This is a genomic window from Pectobacterium brasiliense (genome assembly GCF_016950255.1).
In the GTDB taxonomy this organism is placed as follows: Bacteria; Pseudomonadota; Gammaproteobacteria; order Enterobacterales; family Enterobacteriaceae; genus Pectobacterium; species Pectobacterium brasiliense.
This window is the reverse complement of sequence record NZ_JACGFN010000002.1, coordinates 622,078-638,248: the sequence shown is the minus strand read 5'-3', so window position 1 is coordinate 638,248 and position 16,171 is coordinate 622,078. Positions and strand designations below refer to the sequence as shown.

The window sequence follows — 16,171 nt, the reverse complement described above, 5'->3', positions numbered from 1 at the left end:
CCTGATATTAGAGCATATCTCTATCAGGTATAAAGATGTGACATGGACGCATCATAAAGCCGGAACGTCTGGTTATGCATTGTGGGAAATGACGAAGTTCATGAACTAAAAAGTGCAGGGGAGACCCTACATTCATTTTTCATCAACCCATGTGAAGAACTTCCCTAATCCGAAGCAAACTACAATCGCGATGATGAGATGAATGGTCTTTTCATTCCACGGAGCATACCCAACCAATAAAATGTAGATGATACAAAGAAAGGATATGCTGAAAAGAGAAAATATGATGTTTTTAAATAAAAAAATAAGCCGATTTTTTAATATTTTAAGCATGTCATTGGCTCATATTCATTTTTTATCGAACCAGTCAGATAATTTCCCTAACCCAATAAAAATAGAAACTGCAATAATTAAATGGACTGTTTTTTCACTCCAGGGAGCATAGCCAACAAATAGAATATAACAAATCCAAAAGAAGCATATGCTGAAAAGAAACATGGTTATGTTGTTTAATATGAAAATAAATACCTTTTTTAGAAAGATAGTCATGTCACTTAATCCTATATTCTATTTTATCAATTAATTGATTAAACATTCCATTACCATACGTTCTCCTCATCTTTATCGCTTCGGTTAGCGGCTCAACATTTTCTTCAAAAAGGAAGAACAGAAAATCTAAATCATCCCTTCTCAATTCTGAATATACTTCAGGTGTGTTATTTTTTAAATGCATTGAACGATATATTGACCGCTTCGCCATCCCACCAAGCAACAAGATATAGTATACCGTACCAGTAGATACTTTGGGGGCATTGCCGATTCTCTTCGCTATTTGAAATACTGCTTGTGAAACAAGCATACTACCCGCTACGGAGCCTACTGCTTTATGGTAAATTGCTTCCTTTTGAGATTCAGAGGCATTGCGATTAAAGACCTTAAATATTCTTTTTATTGCCTCAATGATTTTTTCTCTTGATACAACCCCTCTATGAACCGCTTTTATCAATCTTTCCATTTCTCGAGATTTGGCATACCGTGTATCAGTATCAATAAAATCATAGGCCAGATAGCCAAAATTCTTACCTATCTCTGATATTCCATTTCCCATCCCTTCATAAAAATCCGTAGTGGTTAGCATCTTTACTATACGGTCGGCCAGTTCATCCAGATCTGCTTCAGTCATTGTTATTCCATCCATGAATGACAAGATTACTCAGCGTGGATTGTAGTGTAATCGACTAAGGAGCGAAATACATTCCAATGAAATTAATATCGTGATAATTATTTCCAAATTAATTTATTACTATATTATTAATTTCAACCTAGGGCTACACTTCCTGCACGCTAATCAGGCGTCATTTCTCGATATGTGGTGAAAACGCCTCTTGAGCCACCAGCCCCGACTAAAACCCCAAACATAATCGGGATACTCGCACAGTCGCGGGAACCGCTTGGGCAAGAACGAGGTGCGCAACACGATGTGTCCGCAGGTCATCCGTATCGATGAACTTCTCTAGGCATTCTGCTTTGGGCGCGTCGTATCTGTTCTCTCATTTCGTCTTTCTATCGGACATAGAAAATCACGTTCAGCCTGGAATCGTCTTCTACCGAATAACTGCCATTTTTTAACCTAAAAATGACGTTAAAAAGATCATTTCACTGCCTACTGCAATGGTTTTTGTTAGTAAATAACGCAAAAATACCAATGTAAGCCATTGATGCTATTTTTGTGTTTTTTTATAGTATAAAAACCTAATAATTTTAATTAAATAATAAATGATTGCTAAACTATCTAATATTTATTTCTTAACAGGGAAATAGTTTATTAATGTAATGGAGGTATTTGTTCTGTCAAAAGTAAAAAATAGAGGGTAAATATTTTCACTAAATTAAAATTAATGGGGTTTTTGTTATTGATGATTTTTATTAGCGCATTAAGTATTTCGTTTTTAACGAAATTAAAAGGCATAAAATATATGCCTTTTCCGTTAATTGAAAATCAGAGGTATATTATTTTTTCTTCTGTTTGTTTTTACTTAAGTTTAAGTTAATTTGTTGTTTTTAATGTATTTTATGTTTTAGTGGTTCCGTTTAGTTGCTCTGCTATATAAGCATTGACCGTGCGTTTGTGTTGTGTGTATGATCTAAACTCAAAATATAAATGTATTTAATTCCTTCTTGGTGTGATTCTTTTTACGCCGATATAATCCGTAACATTACGGTTTTATTATGCTTTTTAATTCGGTTTTTAATTTATTTCATCTCGCTGGTCGAAAAACAAATGCGTTATTTGTTTGCCGAATTGCTGCCGTCCTTATGGATTATGGCGGGCTTTTGGTAGGAATCGACTTTACTTCTCCGGGCCCGAGTGCCCTTACGTTGGTATAGACACATGGCAAAAGGAACTGATGGTGCATCTGTCGCACCAAAGGAACGTATTAATATCAAATATGTTCCGGCCACTGGTGGTCAGCAGGCGGAAATAGAATTGCCGTTGACGCTGATGATCGTGGGAAATATGAAAGGGCGCACAGAGGAAACGCCGATCGAAGAACGTCAGACCGTATCGATCGATAAGAACAACTTTACCTCAGTGATGAAAGAAGCAAATCTGGAATTGAACTTCAGTGTGCCAAACCGCCTTGAAGAAGAAAGTCAGGATGACCTGCCAGTGAAACTGAGCATCGGCGGTCTGAATGATTTCTCCCCTGACCGCATTGCCCAGCAAGTGCCTGAATTACGTAAGCTGCTTGATTTACGTGAAGCACTGGTGGCGCTGAAAGGCCCCCTCGGCAATATTCCCTCATTCCGTAATCGTTTGCAGGATCTGTTGTCCAGCGAAGAAGCCAGAGAGCAGCTTCTGAAAGAGCTCGATCTGGTCAAACCCGCCGAATAATTGATGTTTATTGACGAAATAGGGAAACGAATATGTCAATAGTTGAAGAACAGGTTCAGGCAGGAGCCACCAGTGCTTCTGGATCGCTGCTTGATGACATCATGGCTCAAGCGCGTATCAGCCCGGTTGATGAAGGCTACAGCGTCGCTAAACAGGGCATTGCCGCGCTGGTCGCTAACATTCTTGATAGCGGTAATGCAGCAGAACCCGTGAACAAAGCGCTGGTCGATAGCATGATCGTCGAACTGGATAAAAAACTTAGCAAGCAGATTGACGTTATTCTGCATGCGAAAGAATTACAGGAACTGGAATCTTCCTGGCGTTCGATGAAACTGCTTATCGATCGCACCGATTTCCGCGAAAACATCAAACTGTTGGTGTTACATGCGACAAAAGAAGAGCTGTTGGAAGATTTCGAATTCGCCCCTGAAATCTCACAGTCTGGCTTCTATAAGCACGTGTATTCCAGCGGCTACGGCCAGTTTGGTGGTCAGCCTATCGGCGGCGTAATCGGTGACTATGCGCTGACGCAAAGTTCACCGGATATCAAGCTGATGCAGTATGTCAGCGCCGTGGGTGCGATGGCGCATGCGCCGTTCATCTCTTCCGTTGCGCCGACCTTCTTTGGCGTGGATCGCTTCACCGATCTGCCTTCCATCAAAGATCTGAAATCCGTTTTCGAAGGCCCGGCCTACACGAAATGGCGTTCGCTGCGTGAGTCCGAAGATGGTCGCTATCTGGGGCTGACGGCACCGCGCTTCCTGGCTCGCTTGCCTTATGACCCGGTAGAGAACCCGATTAAGGGCTTCAACTACAAGGAAGATATCAGCACCGATCACGAACACTATCTGTGGGGCAACACCGCCTATCTGATGGGAACGGCGTTGACGGACAGCTTCGCGAAATACCGCTGGTGTCCGAACATCATTGGCCCGCAGAGCGGCGGTGCGATTACCGACCTGCCAGTGCATGTTTATGAAGCCATGGGGCAACTTCAGGCCAAGATCCCGACTGAAGTCCTGATCACCGATCGTCGCGAATATGAAATGGCCGAAGAGGGCTTTATCACGCTGACGATGCGTAAAGACAGTGACAACGCGGCGTTCTTCTCGGCTAACTCGGTGCAGAAGCCGAAGGTGTTCCCGAACACTAAAGAAGGCAAAGAGGCGGAAACCAACTACAAGCTGGGTACGCAGCTGCCGTACATGTTCATCATCAACCGTCTGGCGCACTACATCAAAGTGCTACAGCGTGAACAGATTGGCTCATGGAAAGAGCGTCAGGATCTGGAGCGTGAGCTGAATACCTGGATTAAACAGTACATCGCCGATCAGGAAAACCCGCCGGCAGATGTTCGTAGCCGTCGTCCTCTGCGTGCCGCACAAATCAAAGTGCTGGATGTAGAAGGAGAACCAGGTTGGTATCAGGTCACCATGTCTGTGCGCCCGCACTTCAAGTACATGGGGGCGAACTTTGAGCTGTCGCTGGTAGGGCGTTTGGATAAGGAATAAGACTTATGCCGTCTCTTTCTGCCTGGGAAAGGGGAAACGCGGCAAGTCTGTTTGATCGTATCCGTGGGGAGGAGCGTCGCTCCTCCCCTGAAACGGAAGTTGAAGCACTGATCGAGTCCGTTAAGCGTCAATTGGACAATGTGCTCAACACCCGGCCCGGAAATTGCCGCAGCGCACCTGAGCTTGGCGTGATTGATTTTAATGACGCGACGCAGGGTGGGGCGGACATTCGAGGGAAAATCCGGGAGGCGATCCGACAGTGTATCTGTCGCTTTGAACCGCGAATTGTTCATGTGGATGTCGACACATCGGACTATTTATCGAATCCGATGGAGATGTCGTTTCAGGTTACCGCCCGGGTCAGATTGGAAGATCTGGAGCAGGTTGCCTCTTTCAATATCCATATGGATAGCCACCGCCACTACAGAATGATCTGATTATGTCACTGGAACATTTTTTCAGGGATGAGCTGACCTACTTGCGCCTGCAAGGGCGTGAATTCGCCAAGGCGCACCCTGAGCTTACCCGATTTTTGTCAGAACAAACCACGGATCCAGACGTCGAGCGTCTGCTGGAAGGGTTCGCCTTTTTGACAGGGAGCCTGCGGGCGAAGATCGAGGATGAATTTCCGGAACTGACACACGGTCTGCTGGGCATGCTGTGGCCTAATTACCTGCGCCCCGTACCGAGCATGACGATTATGCAGTTTTCGGTACTCCCCGGCGCGATTGCCCAGCCCGCGTTTGTTGAACGCGGCTGTGAACTTGATAGTCTGCCGATTGATGATGTGGTGTGCCATTTTCAGACCTGCCACGATGCCTGGATTTATCCTGCGGATATCCGTGAGATCAAGGTACAGAGCGGCAACGATCTTTCCACCATCACGCTGGATATTGGGCTGCATGGCCCGCTATCGTTAAGCGATCTGCAACTCGACAAGCTGCGCTTTTATCTGGGCGGTGATACCTATACGGCCTACGAACTCTATTTCTGGATTGCCAGCCAACTGTCGCACATTGAGCTGGAAGTCGATGGTCAGCGTTTTCGTCAGGAAGCCAGCGTGCTGAAAACGGTCGGCTTTGAGCGGGAAGATGCGCTATTGCCGTATCCCGGCAATGTCTATTCCGGCTACCGCATTTTGCAGGAATACTTTTGTTTTCCTGAAAGTTTTCTCTTTTTCCAACTCGCAGGCGCGGTATGGCCGGAGCTTCCGCTGACGGTAACGGAATTCCGTCTGCATTTTTGCTTTGACCGCCCGCTGCCGGCGGAACTGAAGATCCGTCCTGATTCGTTCATGCTCAACTGCGTGCCGGCAATCAATCTCTTCCAGCATGATAGCGAGCCGATCAACCTCAGCGGACGCCAGACGGATTACCCGCTGAAAGCCAGCTACCGCAACGCCGATAGCTTTGAAATTTTCTCTGTGGATAAGGTTGAAGGTTGGGTTGAAGGGAATTCAGGCCGTGCTAGGGGGATTCCACGCACCTATCAGCCTTTTGAGAGCTTTCAGCACCAAATCGAACGTGCCAAAGGACGGCTCGCGCTCTATTACCGTATTCGGGTAAGAGAAGCGGTCAGCGGCAACGGGTTTGATCACATGCTCTCTTTTGTGCGTGGTGATGAGCAGGAAGTGATTGATTTGGATGAATCCATCTCGGTAACGCTGACCTGCACCAACCGATCGCGTGCGGCGAAACTGCCTGTTGGGTCGATCTGCGTGCCAACCGGCAATTCGCCGTCTTTCGCGACGTTTCGCAATCTGGTACGGCCGACGCGACCGCTGCGGCCTGCCATGGATGGCAGCCTTCACTGGACGCTGATCTCCAATCTGTCTCTGAACTATGTGTCGCTGCTGCGGCGCGATGCGCTGGTGCAGATCCTGCGTACTTACGATTTCCCGGCGCTGCACGACAAGCAGGCGGAACAGGCCTCGCGTAAGCGTCTGGCAGGGATCGAATCTATCGAAACCACACCGATCGACCGTCTGGTGCAGGGGATGCCGGTTCGCGGCTTGAAATCCATCCTGTCAGTACGGCAATCCGCGTTTTCCAGTGAAGGAGAACTCTATCTGTTTAGTACGGTGCTGGCGCACTTCTTCTCGCTATACGCCAGCGTCAACGCTTTCCACCTGTTGGAAGTGGTCAACATCGATAACAAGGAGCGCTACCGATGGCCGGTACAGATAGGTCAACACTCAATGATGTGACATTCCGTCAGGATGTCTCGCGCTTTAATTTTTTCCAATTGGTGGAGCTACTCAACCAACTGGAAGGTGTGGATCTGGAACAAGAGCTGGATTTCCGCCCTGAACAGGAACGCCTGCGCTTTCGCTCTACGGCCTCCATCGGTTTTCACCCCAGCGATATCTTGCAGGTGGGACGTGATGAAGCTGGCCGTCAGGAGCTGGAAGTCGCGTTTCTTGGCCTGCACGGCAGTCAGTCACCGATGCCCGGTTATTACCTCGAAGAGCTGGCCTGGGAATACGCGCAGGGCGAACAGAAGCTGGGCGTGTTTCTCGACTTCTTTCATCACCGCTTACTTACGCTGCTGCACCGCGCATGGCGCAAATACCGCTATCACGTCCGCTTTCAGAATGAAGGGGAGGATGGATTCTCCCGCCTGATGTTTGCGCTGGTGGGGTTAGGGAATGACGCCGTACGCGACAGCCTGCCGGTTAACCGCGCCAAGATGCTGTCCTACGCCGGGGTGCTCGCCAGCCCCAGCCGCTCCCCAGAAGTGGTCGCGGGCTTGGTTATTCACTGTTTTGACCTGGATGACGTGGCTGTCCTGGCCTGGCAGCACCGTCGTGTGCCCATTCACGAAGGGCAGCAGAACCGCCTGGGCAGAGGAAACATGATGTTGGGCGGTGATTTTGTTATCGGCGACAAAGTGAATGACTGCGCCGGCAAGTTTTTGCTCAAGGTCGGCAATCTCAGCTTTAGCCGCTTTCTCAGCTTCTTGCCCAACGGCGAGCATTTTCAGCCGCTGGTGCGTTTTGTCTCTTTCATTCTTCGCGATCAGTTGGCCTGGGATCTGCGTCTGGGTTTTGCCGAAGGCGAAGCCAAGGGCTTAAGTCTGGGCAGTGAGCAAAGCAGCCGGTTGGGATGGAGCAGCTTTCTCGGGCAGCCGCCCGCCGATCCCTATGTGACGATTTGTGTGCAGGAGTAAATGTGAACGTAACCCATCCACTCACGTTGGTTGTGCTCAACAGTGAGCAGCTCGATATCAATTCTCAGGTGCAGCACCAGTTCGATCACCGTGGTGGCACGCTGGGCGCGTCGGAAAAAGACCAGTGGCAACTGCGGGATCGGCTGGGCTCCGTCGTGCCGGAGCACGCCCGTATCGACATGACCGACGGCTATTTCAGCCTGTGCGATCTGAGCGGTCAGTCTTTTATTAACGGATCGCTGTCGCCGATTGGGCGCGATCGCAAAGTCATTTTGTCGCACGGCGATGAACTGGTTATCGGGCCTTTCCGGCTGGGCGTTTATATCGGCGATCCCACCACGGAACAGGATATCGATCAGGTATTAGGGCAGGGCACGGTCGATGTGCTGGGCGGCTGGTTAACGGAAGATAAAAAAAAGCGCTCAACGGATCTGGCCGATCCCACAGTTGTTCTGAATGACCCACTGTGGGCACTACAGAAAGAGCAGAGCCAGCCACTCTTGCCATCAGACAGTGAGACGGCCGGCGCATCGCTCACGACCTCTCTTTCTTCTTTTTCTTCTGCTGAGGACACCATGGATCAGAAATTTGTGGAATTACCGACCATCAACACACCGTACGCGGGAGAAGGGCTGGAGGGCTACAGCGATGGCACCTCACTGGCACCGCTGATGCGCGGGCTGGGGCTGTCGCTTCAGCCGGGTGATGATGCACGACTGCGCGAAATGCTGGAAGAAATGGGAAAAAGCCTGCGCGCGATGGTGGAAGGCCTGCTGGCATTGCAGACGGAACAGGCGGCCATGGCGGATACGCATTTACGCCCGATTGAAGATAACCCGCTGCGTCTTGGGCTGGGCTATGCCGATACGCTGTCGGTGCTGTTTGCCGAAGGAAAAAGCCCGGTTCACCTGTCTGCGCCCGCTGCCGTGGAAGAGGTGTTGAACAATGTGCGGGTGCATCACATCGCGAACCAGCAAGCGATTGCCGTAGCGTTGGAAAATATCCTTCAGGCCTTCTCGCCTGCCGCGCTACTCAATCGCTTTGAGCACTATCGCCGCAGTGGCGAACCACTGGCGGCCGATGACGGCTGGGCGTGGCAGATGTATCAACACTACTACCGTGAATTAACGTCGCCGCGCCAGCAGGGCTTCCAGAAACTGTTCCATCAGGTATATGCGCAGGCGTATGACCGTTCCGTGCGTCAACAGCAGGAGCAAAAATAATGCTGCGGGCTCTGTGCTTATGTTCCCTGATGTTCCTGCTGTCGGGGTGTACCACGCTGGGCAAGATGGCGCAGGTAGCGGCGAATCCCGACATTCAGGTGGGCAGTAATAATCATCAGCCTTCTACCGTGGGGTTTAGCCTGCTGGCGGAACCGGACGTTAACCCGAACGACAGCGGTGAAGCCGCGCCTATTGAATTCCAGCTAGTGCTGTTGGCGGAAGATTCGCGCCTGTTAGCCACCGATTACGACCAAATCACGACGGATATCGAAAAGGCATTAGCCAAGAATTACATCAATCATCAGGACTACACGCTGCTGCCGGGGCAGTTCAAGTACCTGCCGCCCGAAGCGCTGGATGAAAAGGTGCACTACCTCGGCGTGGTGGCGCGCTATGCCGATTCGGAAAGCGCAGAGTGGCGCAAAGTCATCAAGCTAAAGAATACCGGGCAGACGTATCAGATCCTCGTGCACCTGCGTCGGGATGAAGTCGAAATCAAAAAAGACCAAGAAGAAGAATAACTATGTCGAGTCGCAATCGCATTATCTGGCGGGAAGGTTTGTTCATTAAACCGCAGCATTTTCAACAACAGCAAAGACACACCGATTACGCACTGCATGCGCGTCTCAGCGCTCTCAGTGATTATTTCTATGGCTTGCAGTCTCTGGCGATTAATGAGGAATACCTCAATTTTGGCCGCATCGCGCTGGTTAACGCCAGCGGGGTGATGCCTGACGGCACCGTGTTCAATATTCCGGGTGATGATGCGCTACCACTGCCGTTGGAGATTACCGACGTCGCGCTGGCAAACCAGAAAGTGTATCTGGCGCTGCCGCTGGCGGTGAATGGCGTCAGCGAAGTCGGTCAGCCGGGGCAGGGGATCGCCAGCCGCCTGCAATCGCACCGGCATGACGTGCGCGATCTGCACAGCGACGGCGGCGATATCGTTTCTCTGGAAGTCGGTAAGGTTAGCCTGCGCCTGATGCTCGATCGTGACGATCGCAGCGCCTATGCCTCGCTGGCGATTGCCAACATTCTGGATAAACGCCCTGACGGCGGCTTGATTCTGGATCCGAATTTTATGCCGTGCAGCATCAGCGTCACCGCGATCCCCACCTTAAAACGCTTTTTGGGGGAATCCGCAGGCCTAGTCGCGGAACGCGCGCGCAGTCTGGCACAGCGTATTGCCGCACCGGGACAGCAGGGCGTCGCGGACGTGGCTGAATTTATGATGCTGCAATTGCTTAACCGCGCGCAGCCCAAACTGTCGCATTTGGCGCGCCTTGGCACGCTGCACCCTGAACGCCTGCACGAAACGCTGGTTGAGCTGTGTGGCGAACTGATGACGTTTACCGACGAGTCGCGTCTGCCGCCAGAATTCCCCGCCTATCGTCACGAACACCAGCAGGCCAGCTTTGAGCCGCTGATGATGGCGCTGCGTCAGGCGCTGAGCACCGTGCTGTCGCCGCGCGCCGTCTCCATCCAACTGAAGAAACAGCCGTATGGCGTGATGGTGGCGATGGTTGGCGATGCGGAATTGATGGCCAGCGCCGAGTTTGTCCTGGCGGTGCGTGCGCGTATGCCGCAGGAGCATCTGCGTAAACAGCTGCTGCAACAAACGAAGATCGCCTCCAGCGAGAAGATCCGCGAACTGATCAGCCTGCAATTGCCGGGTATTCCGCTGCTGCCGCTGCCGGTTGCGCCGCGTCAGCTGCCTTATCACGCGGGCTACAGCTATTTCCAACTGGATAGACAAAGCCCCGCCTGGCAGGTGCTGGTGTCTGGCAACACGCTGGCGTTCCATATTGCTGGCGAATTCCCGGAACTGGATATGCAGCTTTGGGCTATCCGTGGGCAGTAGTAAGGAGAGGAAAAGATGAGCATCGAGGTTATTAAAAACGATCAACTGGGCGATCTGCTTTTTGACCACGCCCGCCAGCTGGATATGGACTCTGACTACTGGTTCCGCCTGCGTGGACAAAGCATTAATCCGATGGTGGATGCGGTCACGCCGCTGCTGGGCATGGTAGAGCGGGTGCGCCAGCTCTCTGCCTACGAGGGTGTGGAAGATTTGTATCAGCGCGTGGTGTCTGAAATTCAGGCTATCGAGCAGGAATTACACTCTCATGGCTATGAAAACGGCGTGATCTTGTCGTTCCGCTACATCCTCTGCACCTTCATTGATGAAGCTGTGATGGGGCGGGAGTGGGGCGGCCAAAGCATGTGGTCGGCCCATTCTCTGCTGACCCGTTTTCACAATGAGACCTGGGGCGGCGAAAAGGTGTTTGTCCTGCTGGAGAAGCTGCTGGACGACCCCACCCGCTATCGCGACATTCTGGAATTTATCTACCTTTGCCTCTGTCTGGGTTTTGAAGGGCGCTATCGGGTGATGACGCAGGGGCGTGAAGAACTGAATCGCGTCGTGAACAAGCTGCATGACACCCTGCGCCCTGAACCCGCGAATTCGCCGACGGTCTTCCACCTGAATCTGGGGCAGCAAGCCTCGCGCTACCAGCTGCGCAGACAGGTGTCATTACGCACGCTATTTGTCGGCGTGTGTGTGGTCTTGGTGGCCGCCTTCGGCCTGTACCGCTATCAGCTAACTCATCAAACCCAGGACGTACTGCGTCAGCTGGGAGAATTATTACAATAACAGGAGCTACACCGTGATTCGAATTGAACTGCCGACACTGGTTGAACGACTCAACCCCGTGTGCCGTCATATGCTGGAAGAAGCGGCGGCACTCTGTATTCAACATCAGGGTGCGGAAATCCGTATTGAGCACCTGTTGCTGAAAATGCTGGAAACGCCGCTGTGTGATGTGCGCCAGATCCTCAAGCGTGCGGGCGTGGATGCGGATGAGCTGTCTTCGCTGCTGTTGCCTTCCTCCATGGATAAAGAGTTTGACGCGGGCTATCCCTCATTCTCTCCACTGCTGGTGGAGTGGTTACAGGATAGCTGGCTGCTGGCCTCGGCTGAATTCCAACATTCACGCCTGCGCAGCGGTATCTTGCTGTTGGTCCTGCTGCTGACGCCCAATCGCTATGTGGCTGGTGCAGTATCCCGCCCGCTGGTGCAGATTAACCGTGAGCTTTTACGCCAGCAGTTTGATGAGTGGGTGAAGGATTCGGTGGAAACAGAGGTCGCGGTGCAGTCTGCCACGGCTGAACAGGCAGCCGCGGCGAACACGCAGCTCTCTCGCTATACCCAAAACGTGACGGAATCCGCCCGGCAGGGGCAACTGGATCCGGTGCTGTGCCGCGACCATGAAATCGATCTGATGATCGACATTCTCTCTCGTCGTCGTAAAAACAACCCGATTGTGGTCGGGGAAGCAGGCGTCGGTAAAAGTGCGCTGATCGAAGGATTGGCGCTGCGCATCGTGGCCGGTGCCGTGCCGGAAAGACTGCGGGATGTGGAACTGCTCACGCTCGATTTGGGAGCGATGCAGGCCGGTGCCTCGGTGAAAGGCGAATTTGAGAAACGCTTCAAAGGCGTGATGCAGGAAGTGAAAGATTCACCGCGCCCTATCATTCTGTTTATTGATGAAGCGCATACGCTCATCGGGGCAGGCAATCAGGCGGGTGGGCTGGACGTTTCCAACCTGCTCAAGCCTGCACTGGCGCGCGGTGAACTGCGCACTATCGCGGCCACGACCTGGAGCGAATACAAAAAATACGTCGAGAAGGACGCCGCGCTTTCCCGCCGTTTCCAGCTCGTCAAAGTCGGTGAACCGAATGCGGAAGAAGCCACGGTTATTCTGCGTGGGCTGCGTGGCATCTATGAAAAAGCGCACGGCGTCCTGATTGATGAAGATGCGCTTCAGGCGGCGGCACAGCTGTCAGCCCGCTATATCTCGGGCCGCCAACTGCCCGATAAGGCCATCGACGTGCTGGATACGGCCAGCGCGCGCGTGGCGATTAACCTGACGACGCCACCGCGTGCGGTCAGCCAGCTACAAACTCGCCTGCATCAGCAGGAGATGGAAATTACCCAGCTTGAGCGTCAGGCGCGTATTGGTCTGGGCAATACCGAAGAACGGCTAGCTGAACTGCGTGATGCCCGCGAAACCGGTGCGGTACAGCTGGCACAGCTTGAAGCCGACTGGCAGCAGCAGAAAACACAGGTTCAGCGTGTGATTGAACTGCGTACGGCGCTGCTGGATGAAGAGCAGTCTGTCGATTTTGATGCGGTGTCAGCCGCGGCGGAACTGGCAGCCTGTGAACAGGCGCTGGAAGCGCTGCAACAGTCCTCGGTACTGGTCTCTCCTCACGTTGATAAAACGCAGATTGCGGCCGTTATTGCCGAGTGGACGGGCGTGCCGCTGAACCGCATCTCACAGAGTGAAATGGATGTCGTCACACGCCTGCCTGAATTCCTGGGGGATTTAATTAAAGGGCAGCAGTTGGCGATTGCTCACTTGCATAAACATCTGCTGACTGCGCGTGCGGATCTTCGTCGTCCGGGGCGTCCGCTGGGGGCTTTCCTGCTGGTAGGGCCGAGCGGCGTAGGTAAAACGGAAACCGTGCTCCAGATTGCCGACCTAATGTTTGGCGGACGCAACTATCTGACCACCATCAATATGTCGGAATATCAGGAAAAACATACGGTTTCACGCCTGATCGGTTCGCCGCCGGGCTACGTCGGGTTTGGTGAAGGCGGCGTGTTGACCGAAGCCATCCGCCAGAAACCGTATTCCGTGGTGCTGCTGGATGAAGTGGAGAAGGCGCACCCGGATGTCCTGAACCTGTTCTATCAAGCGTTTGATAAAGGTGAACTCGCCGATGGCGAAGGCCGGGTGATCGACTGCCGCAACGTGGTGTTCTTCCTGACGTCCAACCTGGGGTTCCAGACGATTGTGAACTACGCCGAGCAGCCGGATGTGTTGCTGGATGCACTTTACCCTGAGCTGGCGGCCTTCTTCAAACCCGCACTCCTGGCGCGTATGGAAGTCATCCCTTATCTGCCGCTGGCGCATGACACCATGGTTGAGATCGTACAAGGCAAACTGTCGCGTCTGGTGTCCCTGCTGCAACAGCGCTTTGGTGCGGAAGTCATCATTGAAGACGAGGTGCCGGAAGAGATTCTGCGGTTGGCAAACCGCAGCGAAAACGGCGCGCGTATGCTCGAATCGGTAATTGATGGCGCCTTGCTGCCGCCGGTCTCGCTACAGCTGCTGCAACGCATGTCTGCGGGTGAGCCTGTCAGCCGTATTCATTTCCGCGTCGAAGCCGGCCAGTTCCAGACTGAGGTTGAGGGCTGAGTATGCAACATGCCCTCGAACTGGCGCTTGCACTCACTCGACAGCATGACGAGGCCGGTCTGTGCGACTGGCTGCTGGAGACGATGCAGGCCGCCTGGCAGCCTCAAGGGATGCTACTGGGTATGGTGGATGTCAGCGGCAGGCAACTGACCTGCCAGGGGCGAGTGCATGAAACGCCAGTGGCGCTGAGTCTGGGCGTGGATGACTTTAGCCACCCGCTGGCTTATGCGCTGCATAAGAATCAGGCGCGCACCTGGGATTCTCTCTATGGCGGTGCCCGCATTGAGCACCGTGAATTTCGGCAGATGCTGGTTTCTGTCGGGACGAATTGCGGGCTGCACGCGTTGCCGCTGCTGTCGGAGAGCGGTAAACCGCTGGCGGTGCTAGCGCTGCTGGATACGCCGACGCGCCTGCAAACGCTGCATCAGCGCGGCGAGTGCGAACGGCTGGCGCAGGTGTTTTGCCGTCAGCTTATGTTGCTGCGTGAGCTGGCGCACACCCGGCGGGAGCAGGTCGCGCTGAGAGATTCACTTCGCCAGATTAAGGATGAAGGGCAGAGCCGCCGCGAGCAGGAAAAGCGAGTGGAAGCCACGCTGATTGGCCGTTCTGTCGTCATTAAAGAGCTGCATCAGCAGATTTATCAGGCGGCAAAACACCGTCTTTCGGTGCTGATTCAGGGCGAAACCGGTTCAGGGAAAGAGGTGGTCGCGCGTCTGCTGCATCAGTGTTCCGAACGTGCCGACAAGTCCTTTATTGCCATCAACTGCGCGGCGATCCCGGAAAACCTGATTGAAAGCGAGCTGTTTGGCTATCAGAAAGGCGCGTTCTCCGGCGCACAAAGTAACAAGATTGGTCTGGTCGAGCAGGCTAACGGCGGAACCCTGTTTTTGGATGAAGTCGGCGATATGCCGCAGTCCATGCAGGCCAAGCTGTTAAGGGTGTTGGAAACGCATAGCTTCCGTCCTCTGGGTGCGGAGAAAGAAGTGCATTCCGATTTCCGCCTGATTGCCGCGACCCATCAGCCGCTGGAACAGCAGGTGTCTGACGGCGTATTTCGGCAGGATCTCTATCATCGCCTTTGTCAGTGCCTGTTGCAGGTCGCCCCGCTGCGCGAGCGGCCGGACGATATTCGTCTGCTGTGCGAGCACTTCATCGGCCAATTTGCAGATAAACAGCAAAAGCACGTTGGGCCATTGAACCGCGCTTTCCTGCGCCAACTGGTGGCGTATGACTTTCCCGGCAATGTACGAGAACTACGCAATCTGCTGGAAGTCGCCTGTGCGCATACGCCGGACGGTGAGGCGCTGTCTCTGACATCGCTGCCGCCGGAACTGCGCGAGCGGCTGACGAGCAGCCCGCCTGAAGAACAGGATCGCTATCAGCACATCCACGATTTGCGTATTGCCACACAGCGCTATGAAGCGGCTGTCATTGAAGCACGCCTGCGCCAGTTTCAGGGCAACCGCCTGCTGGTGGCCGATAGCCTCAATATCCCTAAACGCACTCTCGACCACAAATGCCAGAAGCTGGAGGTAAATTGATGTTTCTGACGATGGCACCCCTATTGCTAGCAACGGCTGCGACGCCCGATCCCGCCTGGCAGTCGTTATGGGAGCAGTGCCGCAATGAGACGGCTGCTGAGCTCCGGTTGGCCTGTTATGACGCGCTGGGGCGGGAAGCGGAACGCAGCGGCACGCTGTCCCCACAGCGTGATAACGCCGCGACGGGCGGAACGTTTCAACTGGGACGTGAAGCCGACAGCGGCGATATGACGCTCACTCGCGTGCTGGCCGATGGCAATACGCTGGTGATTAGCTGCGCCAGCAATATTACGCATTTGCGCTTAACGCTCAGCGAACCCTGGGCAGGTGAGTCCGTCACATCCCAGCTAGATGGCGTGACGGTGTCCGACAGCTGGTTTATCCGCAATCGTGGACTGCTACTGGAGTCGGGACGCGGCCTGCCCGCGATTGATGCGTTAAAGCGCTGGATTGGGCATCGCGAACTGGTGCTTAACGGCGCAGACGGTCACACGCTGCGTATCGATCTCGCCGGGCTGGGCGACGCATTAGCGCCGCTGCGTCAGCAGTGTCACTGGTAAAGGAGGCG

General features: G+C 53.2%; 13 protein-coding genes. 12 read left to right on the top strand and 1 reads right to left on the bottom strand.

Annotated elements, in window-relative coordinates; genetic code table 11:
• Positions 1-550 precede the first annotated feature (550 nt).
• Positions 551-1,183 (bottom strand): hypothetical protein, encoded by a 633-nt coding sequence (locus H4F65_RS17450; RefSeq protein ID WP_010282537.1) that lies wholly within the window; start codon positions 1,181-1,183, stop codon positions 551-553.
• 1,209 nt (positions 1,184-2,392) lie between these two features.
• Here H4F65_RS17450 and tssB point away from each other — a divergent pair.
• Genes tssB through vasI form a run of 12 tightly spaced genes read left to right on the top strand, consistent with a single transcriptional unit; the run spans position 2,393 to position 16,163 of the window.
• Positions 2,393-2,896, top strand: a complete 504-nt coding sequence (gene tssB / locus H4F65_RS17445) for a type VI secretion system contractile sheath small subunit (protein WP_010282535.1) — start codon at positions 2,393-2,395, stop codon at positions 2,894-2,896.
• A 32-nt stretch (positions 2,897-2,928) separates the two neighbouring features.
• Positions 2,929-4,407, top strand: a complete 1,479-nt coding sequence (gene tssC, locus H4F65_RS17440; RefSeq protein WP_010282534.1) for a type VI secretion system contractile sheath large subunit — start codon at positions 2,929-2,931, stop codon at positions 4,405-4,407.
• A 5-nt stretch (positions 4,408-4,412) separates the two neighbouring features.
• Positions 4,413-4,844 carry a type VI secretion system baseplate subunit TssE gene (tssE, locus tag H4F65_RS17435; protein ID WP_005972060.1) on the top strand — a complete coding sequence of 144 codons (432 nt, stop codon included), beginning with the start codon at positions 4,413-4,415 and terminating at the stop codon, positions 4,842-4,844.
• A gap of 2 nt (positions 4,845-4,846) precedes the next feature.
• Positions 4,847-6,613 (top strand): type VI secretion system baseplate subunit TssF, encoded by a 1,767-nt coding sequence (tssF, locus tag H4F65_RS17430; protein WP_010282521.1) that lies wholly within the window; start codon positions 4,847-4,849, stop codon positions 6,611-6,613.
• A complete protein-coding gene (gene tssG, locus H4F65_RS17425) occupies positions 6,577-7,575 on the top strand; it encodes a type VI secretion system baseplate subunit TssG (RefSeq protein WP_010282519.1) in 999 nt (332 codons plus the stop codon). The genes tssF and tssG overlap by 37 nt, the downstream gene beginning before the upstream one ends.
• 2 nt (positions 7,576-7,577) lie before the next feature.
• Positions 7,578-8,798 carry a type VI secretion system-associated FHA domain protein TagH gene (gene tagH / locus H4F65_RS17420; RefSeq protein ID WP_010282517.1) on the top strand — a complete coding sequence of 407 codons (1,221 nt, stop codon included), beginning with the start codon at positions 7,578-7,580 and terminating at the stop codon, positions 8,796-8,798.
• Positions 8,798-9,319, top strand: a complete 522-nt coding sequence (gene tssJ, locus H4F65_RS17415) for a type VI secretion system lipoprotein TssJ (protein WP_010282515.1) — start codon at positions 8,798-8,800, stop codon at positions 9,317-9,319. The genes tagH and tssJ overlap by 1 nt, the downstream gene beginning before the upstream one ends.
• Positions 9,320-9,321: 2 nt before the next feature.
• Positions 9,322-10,659 (top strand): type VI secretion system baseplate subunit TssK, encoded by a 1,338-nt coding sequence (gene tssK, locus H4F65_RS17410; protein ID WP_010282513.1) that lies wholly within the window; start codon positions 9,322-9,324, stop codon positions 10,657-10,659.
• Between the two features lie 15 nt (positions 10,660-10,674).
• Positions 10,675-11,451: a type IVB secretion system protein IcmH/DotU gene (icmH, locus tag H4F65_RS17405; RefSeq protein WP_010282512.1), complete on the top strand. Its 777-nt coding sequence runs from the start codon at positions 10,675-10,677 to the stop codon at positions 11,449-11,451.
• A 13-nt stretch (positions 11,452-11,464) separates the two neighbouring features.
• Positions 11,465-14,062 carry a type VI secretion system ATPase TssH gene (tssH, locus tag H4F65_RS17400; protein WP_039320552.1) on the top strand — a complete coding sequence of 866 codons (2,598 nt, stop codon included), beginning with the start codon at positions 11,465-11,467 and terminating at the stop codon, positions 14,060-14,062.
• Positions 14,063-14,064: 2 nt separating this feature from the next.
• Positions 14,065-15,603, top strand: a complete 1,539-nt coding sequence (locus H4F65_RS17395) for a sigma-54 interaction domain-containing protein (RefSeq protein WP_010287040.1) — start codon at positions 14,065-14,067, stop codon at positions 15,601-15,603.
• Positions 15,603-16,163 carry a type VI secretion system-associated protein VasI gene (vasI, locus tag H4F65_RS17390; protein ID WP_010287038.1) on the top strand — a complete coding sequence of 187 codons (561 nt, stop codon included), beginning with the start codon at positions 15,603-15,605 and terminating at the stop codon, positions 16,161-16,163. Before H4F65_RS17395 ends, vasI begins: the two co-directional genes overlap by 1 nt.
• The last annotated feature ends 8 nt before the right edge of the window (positions 16,164-16,171 follow it).

Bases quoted from the DNA above. Each gene is read 5' to 3' on its own strand.
- tssJ (WP_010282515.1), top strand. From the start codon at position 8,798: ATGCTGCGGGCTCTGTGCTTATGTTCCCTGATGTTCCTGCTGTCGGGG.
- tssC (WP_010282534.1), top strand. From the start codon at position 2,929: ATGTCAATAGTTGAAGAACAGGTTCAGGCAGGAGCCACCAGTGCTTCT.
- tssE (WP_005972060.1), top strand. From the start codon at position 4,413: ATGCCGTCTCTTTCTGCCTGGGAAAGGGGAAACGCGGCAAGTCTGTTT.
- tssG (WP_010282519.1), top strand. From the start codon at position 6,577: ATGGCCGGTACAGATAGGTCAACACTCAATGATGTGACATTCCGTCAG.
- H4F65_RS17450 (WP_010282537.1), bottom strand. From the start codon at position 1,183: ATGACTGAAGCAGATCTGGATGAACTGGCCGACCGTATAGTAAAGATG.
- tssK (WP_010282513.1), top strand. From the start codon at position 9,322: ATGTCGAGTCGCAATCGCATTATCTGGCGGGAAGGTTTGTTCATTAAA.
- tssF (WP_010282521.1), top strand. From the start codon at position 4,847: ATGTCACTGGAACATTTTTTCAGGGATGAGCTGACCTACTTGCGCCTG.
- vasI (WP_010287038.1), top strand. From the start codon at position 15,603: ATGTTTCTGACGATGGCACCCCTATTGCTAGCAACGGCTGCGACGCCC.
- tssB (WP_010282535.1), top strand. From the start codon at position 2,393: ATGGCAAAAGGAACTGATGGTGCATCTGTCGCACCAAAGGAACGTATT.
- H4F65_RS17395 (WP_010287040.1), top strand. From the start codon at position 14,065: ATGCAACATGCCCTCGAACTGGCGCTTGCACTCACTCGACAGCATGAC.
- icmH (WP_010282512.1), top strand. From the start codon at position 10,675: ATGAGCATCGAGGTTATTAAAAACGATCAACTGGGCGATCTGCTTTTT.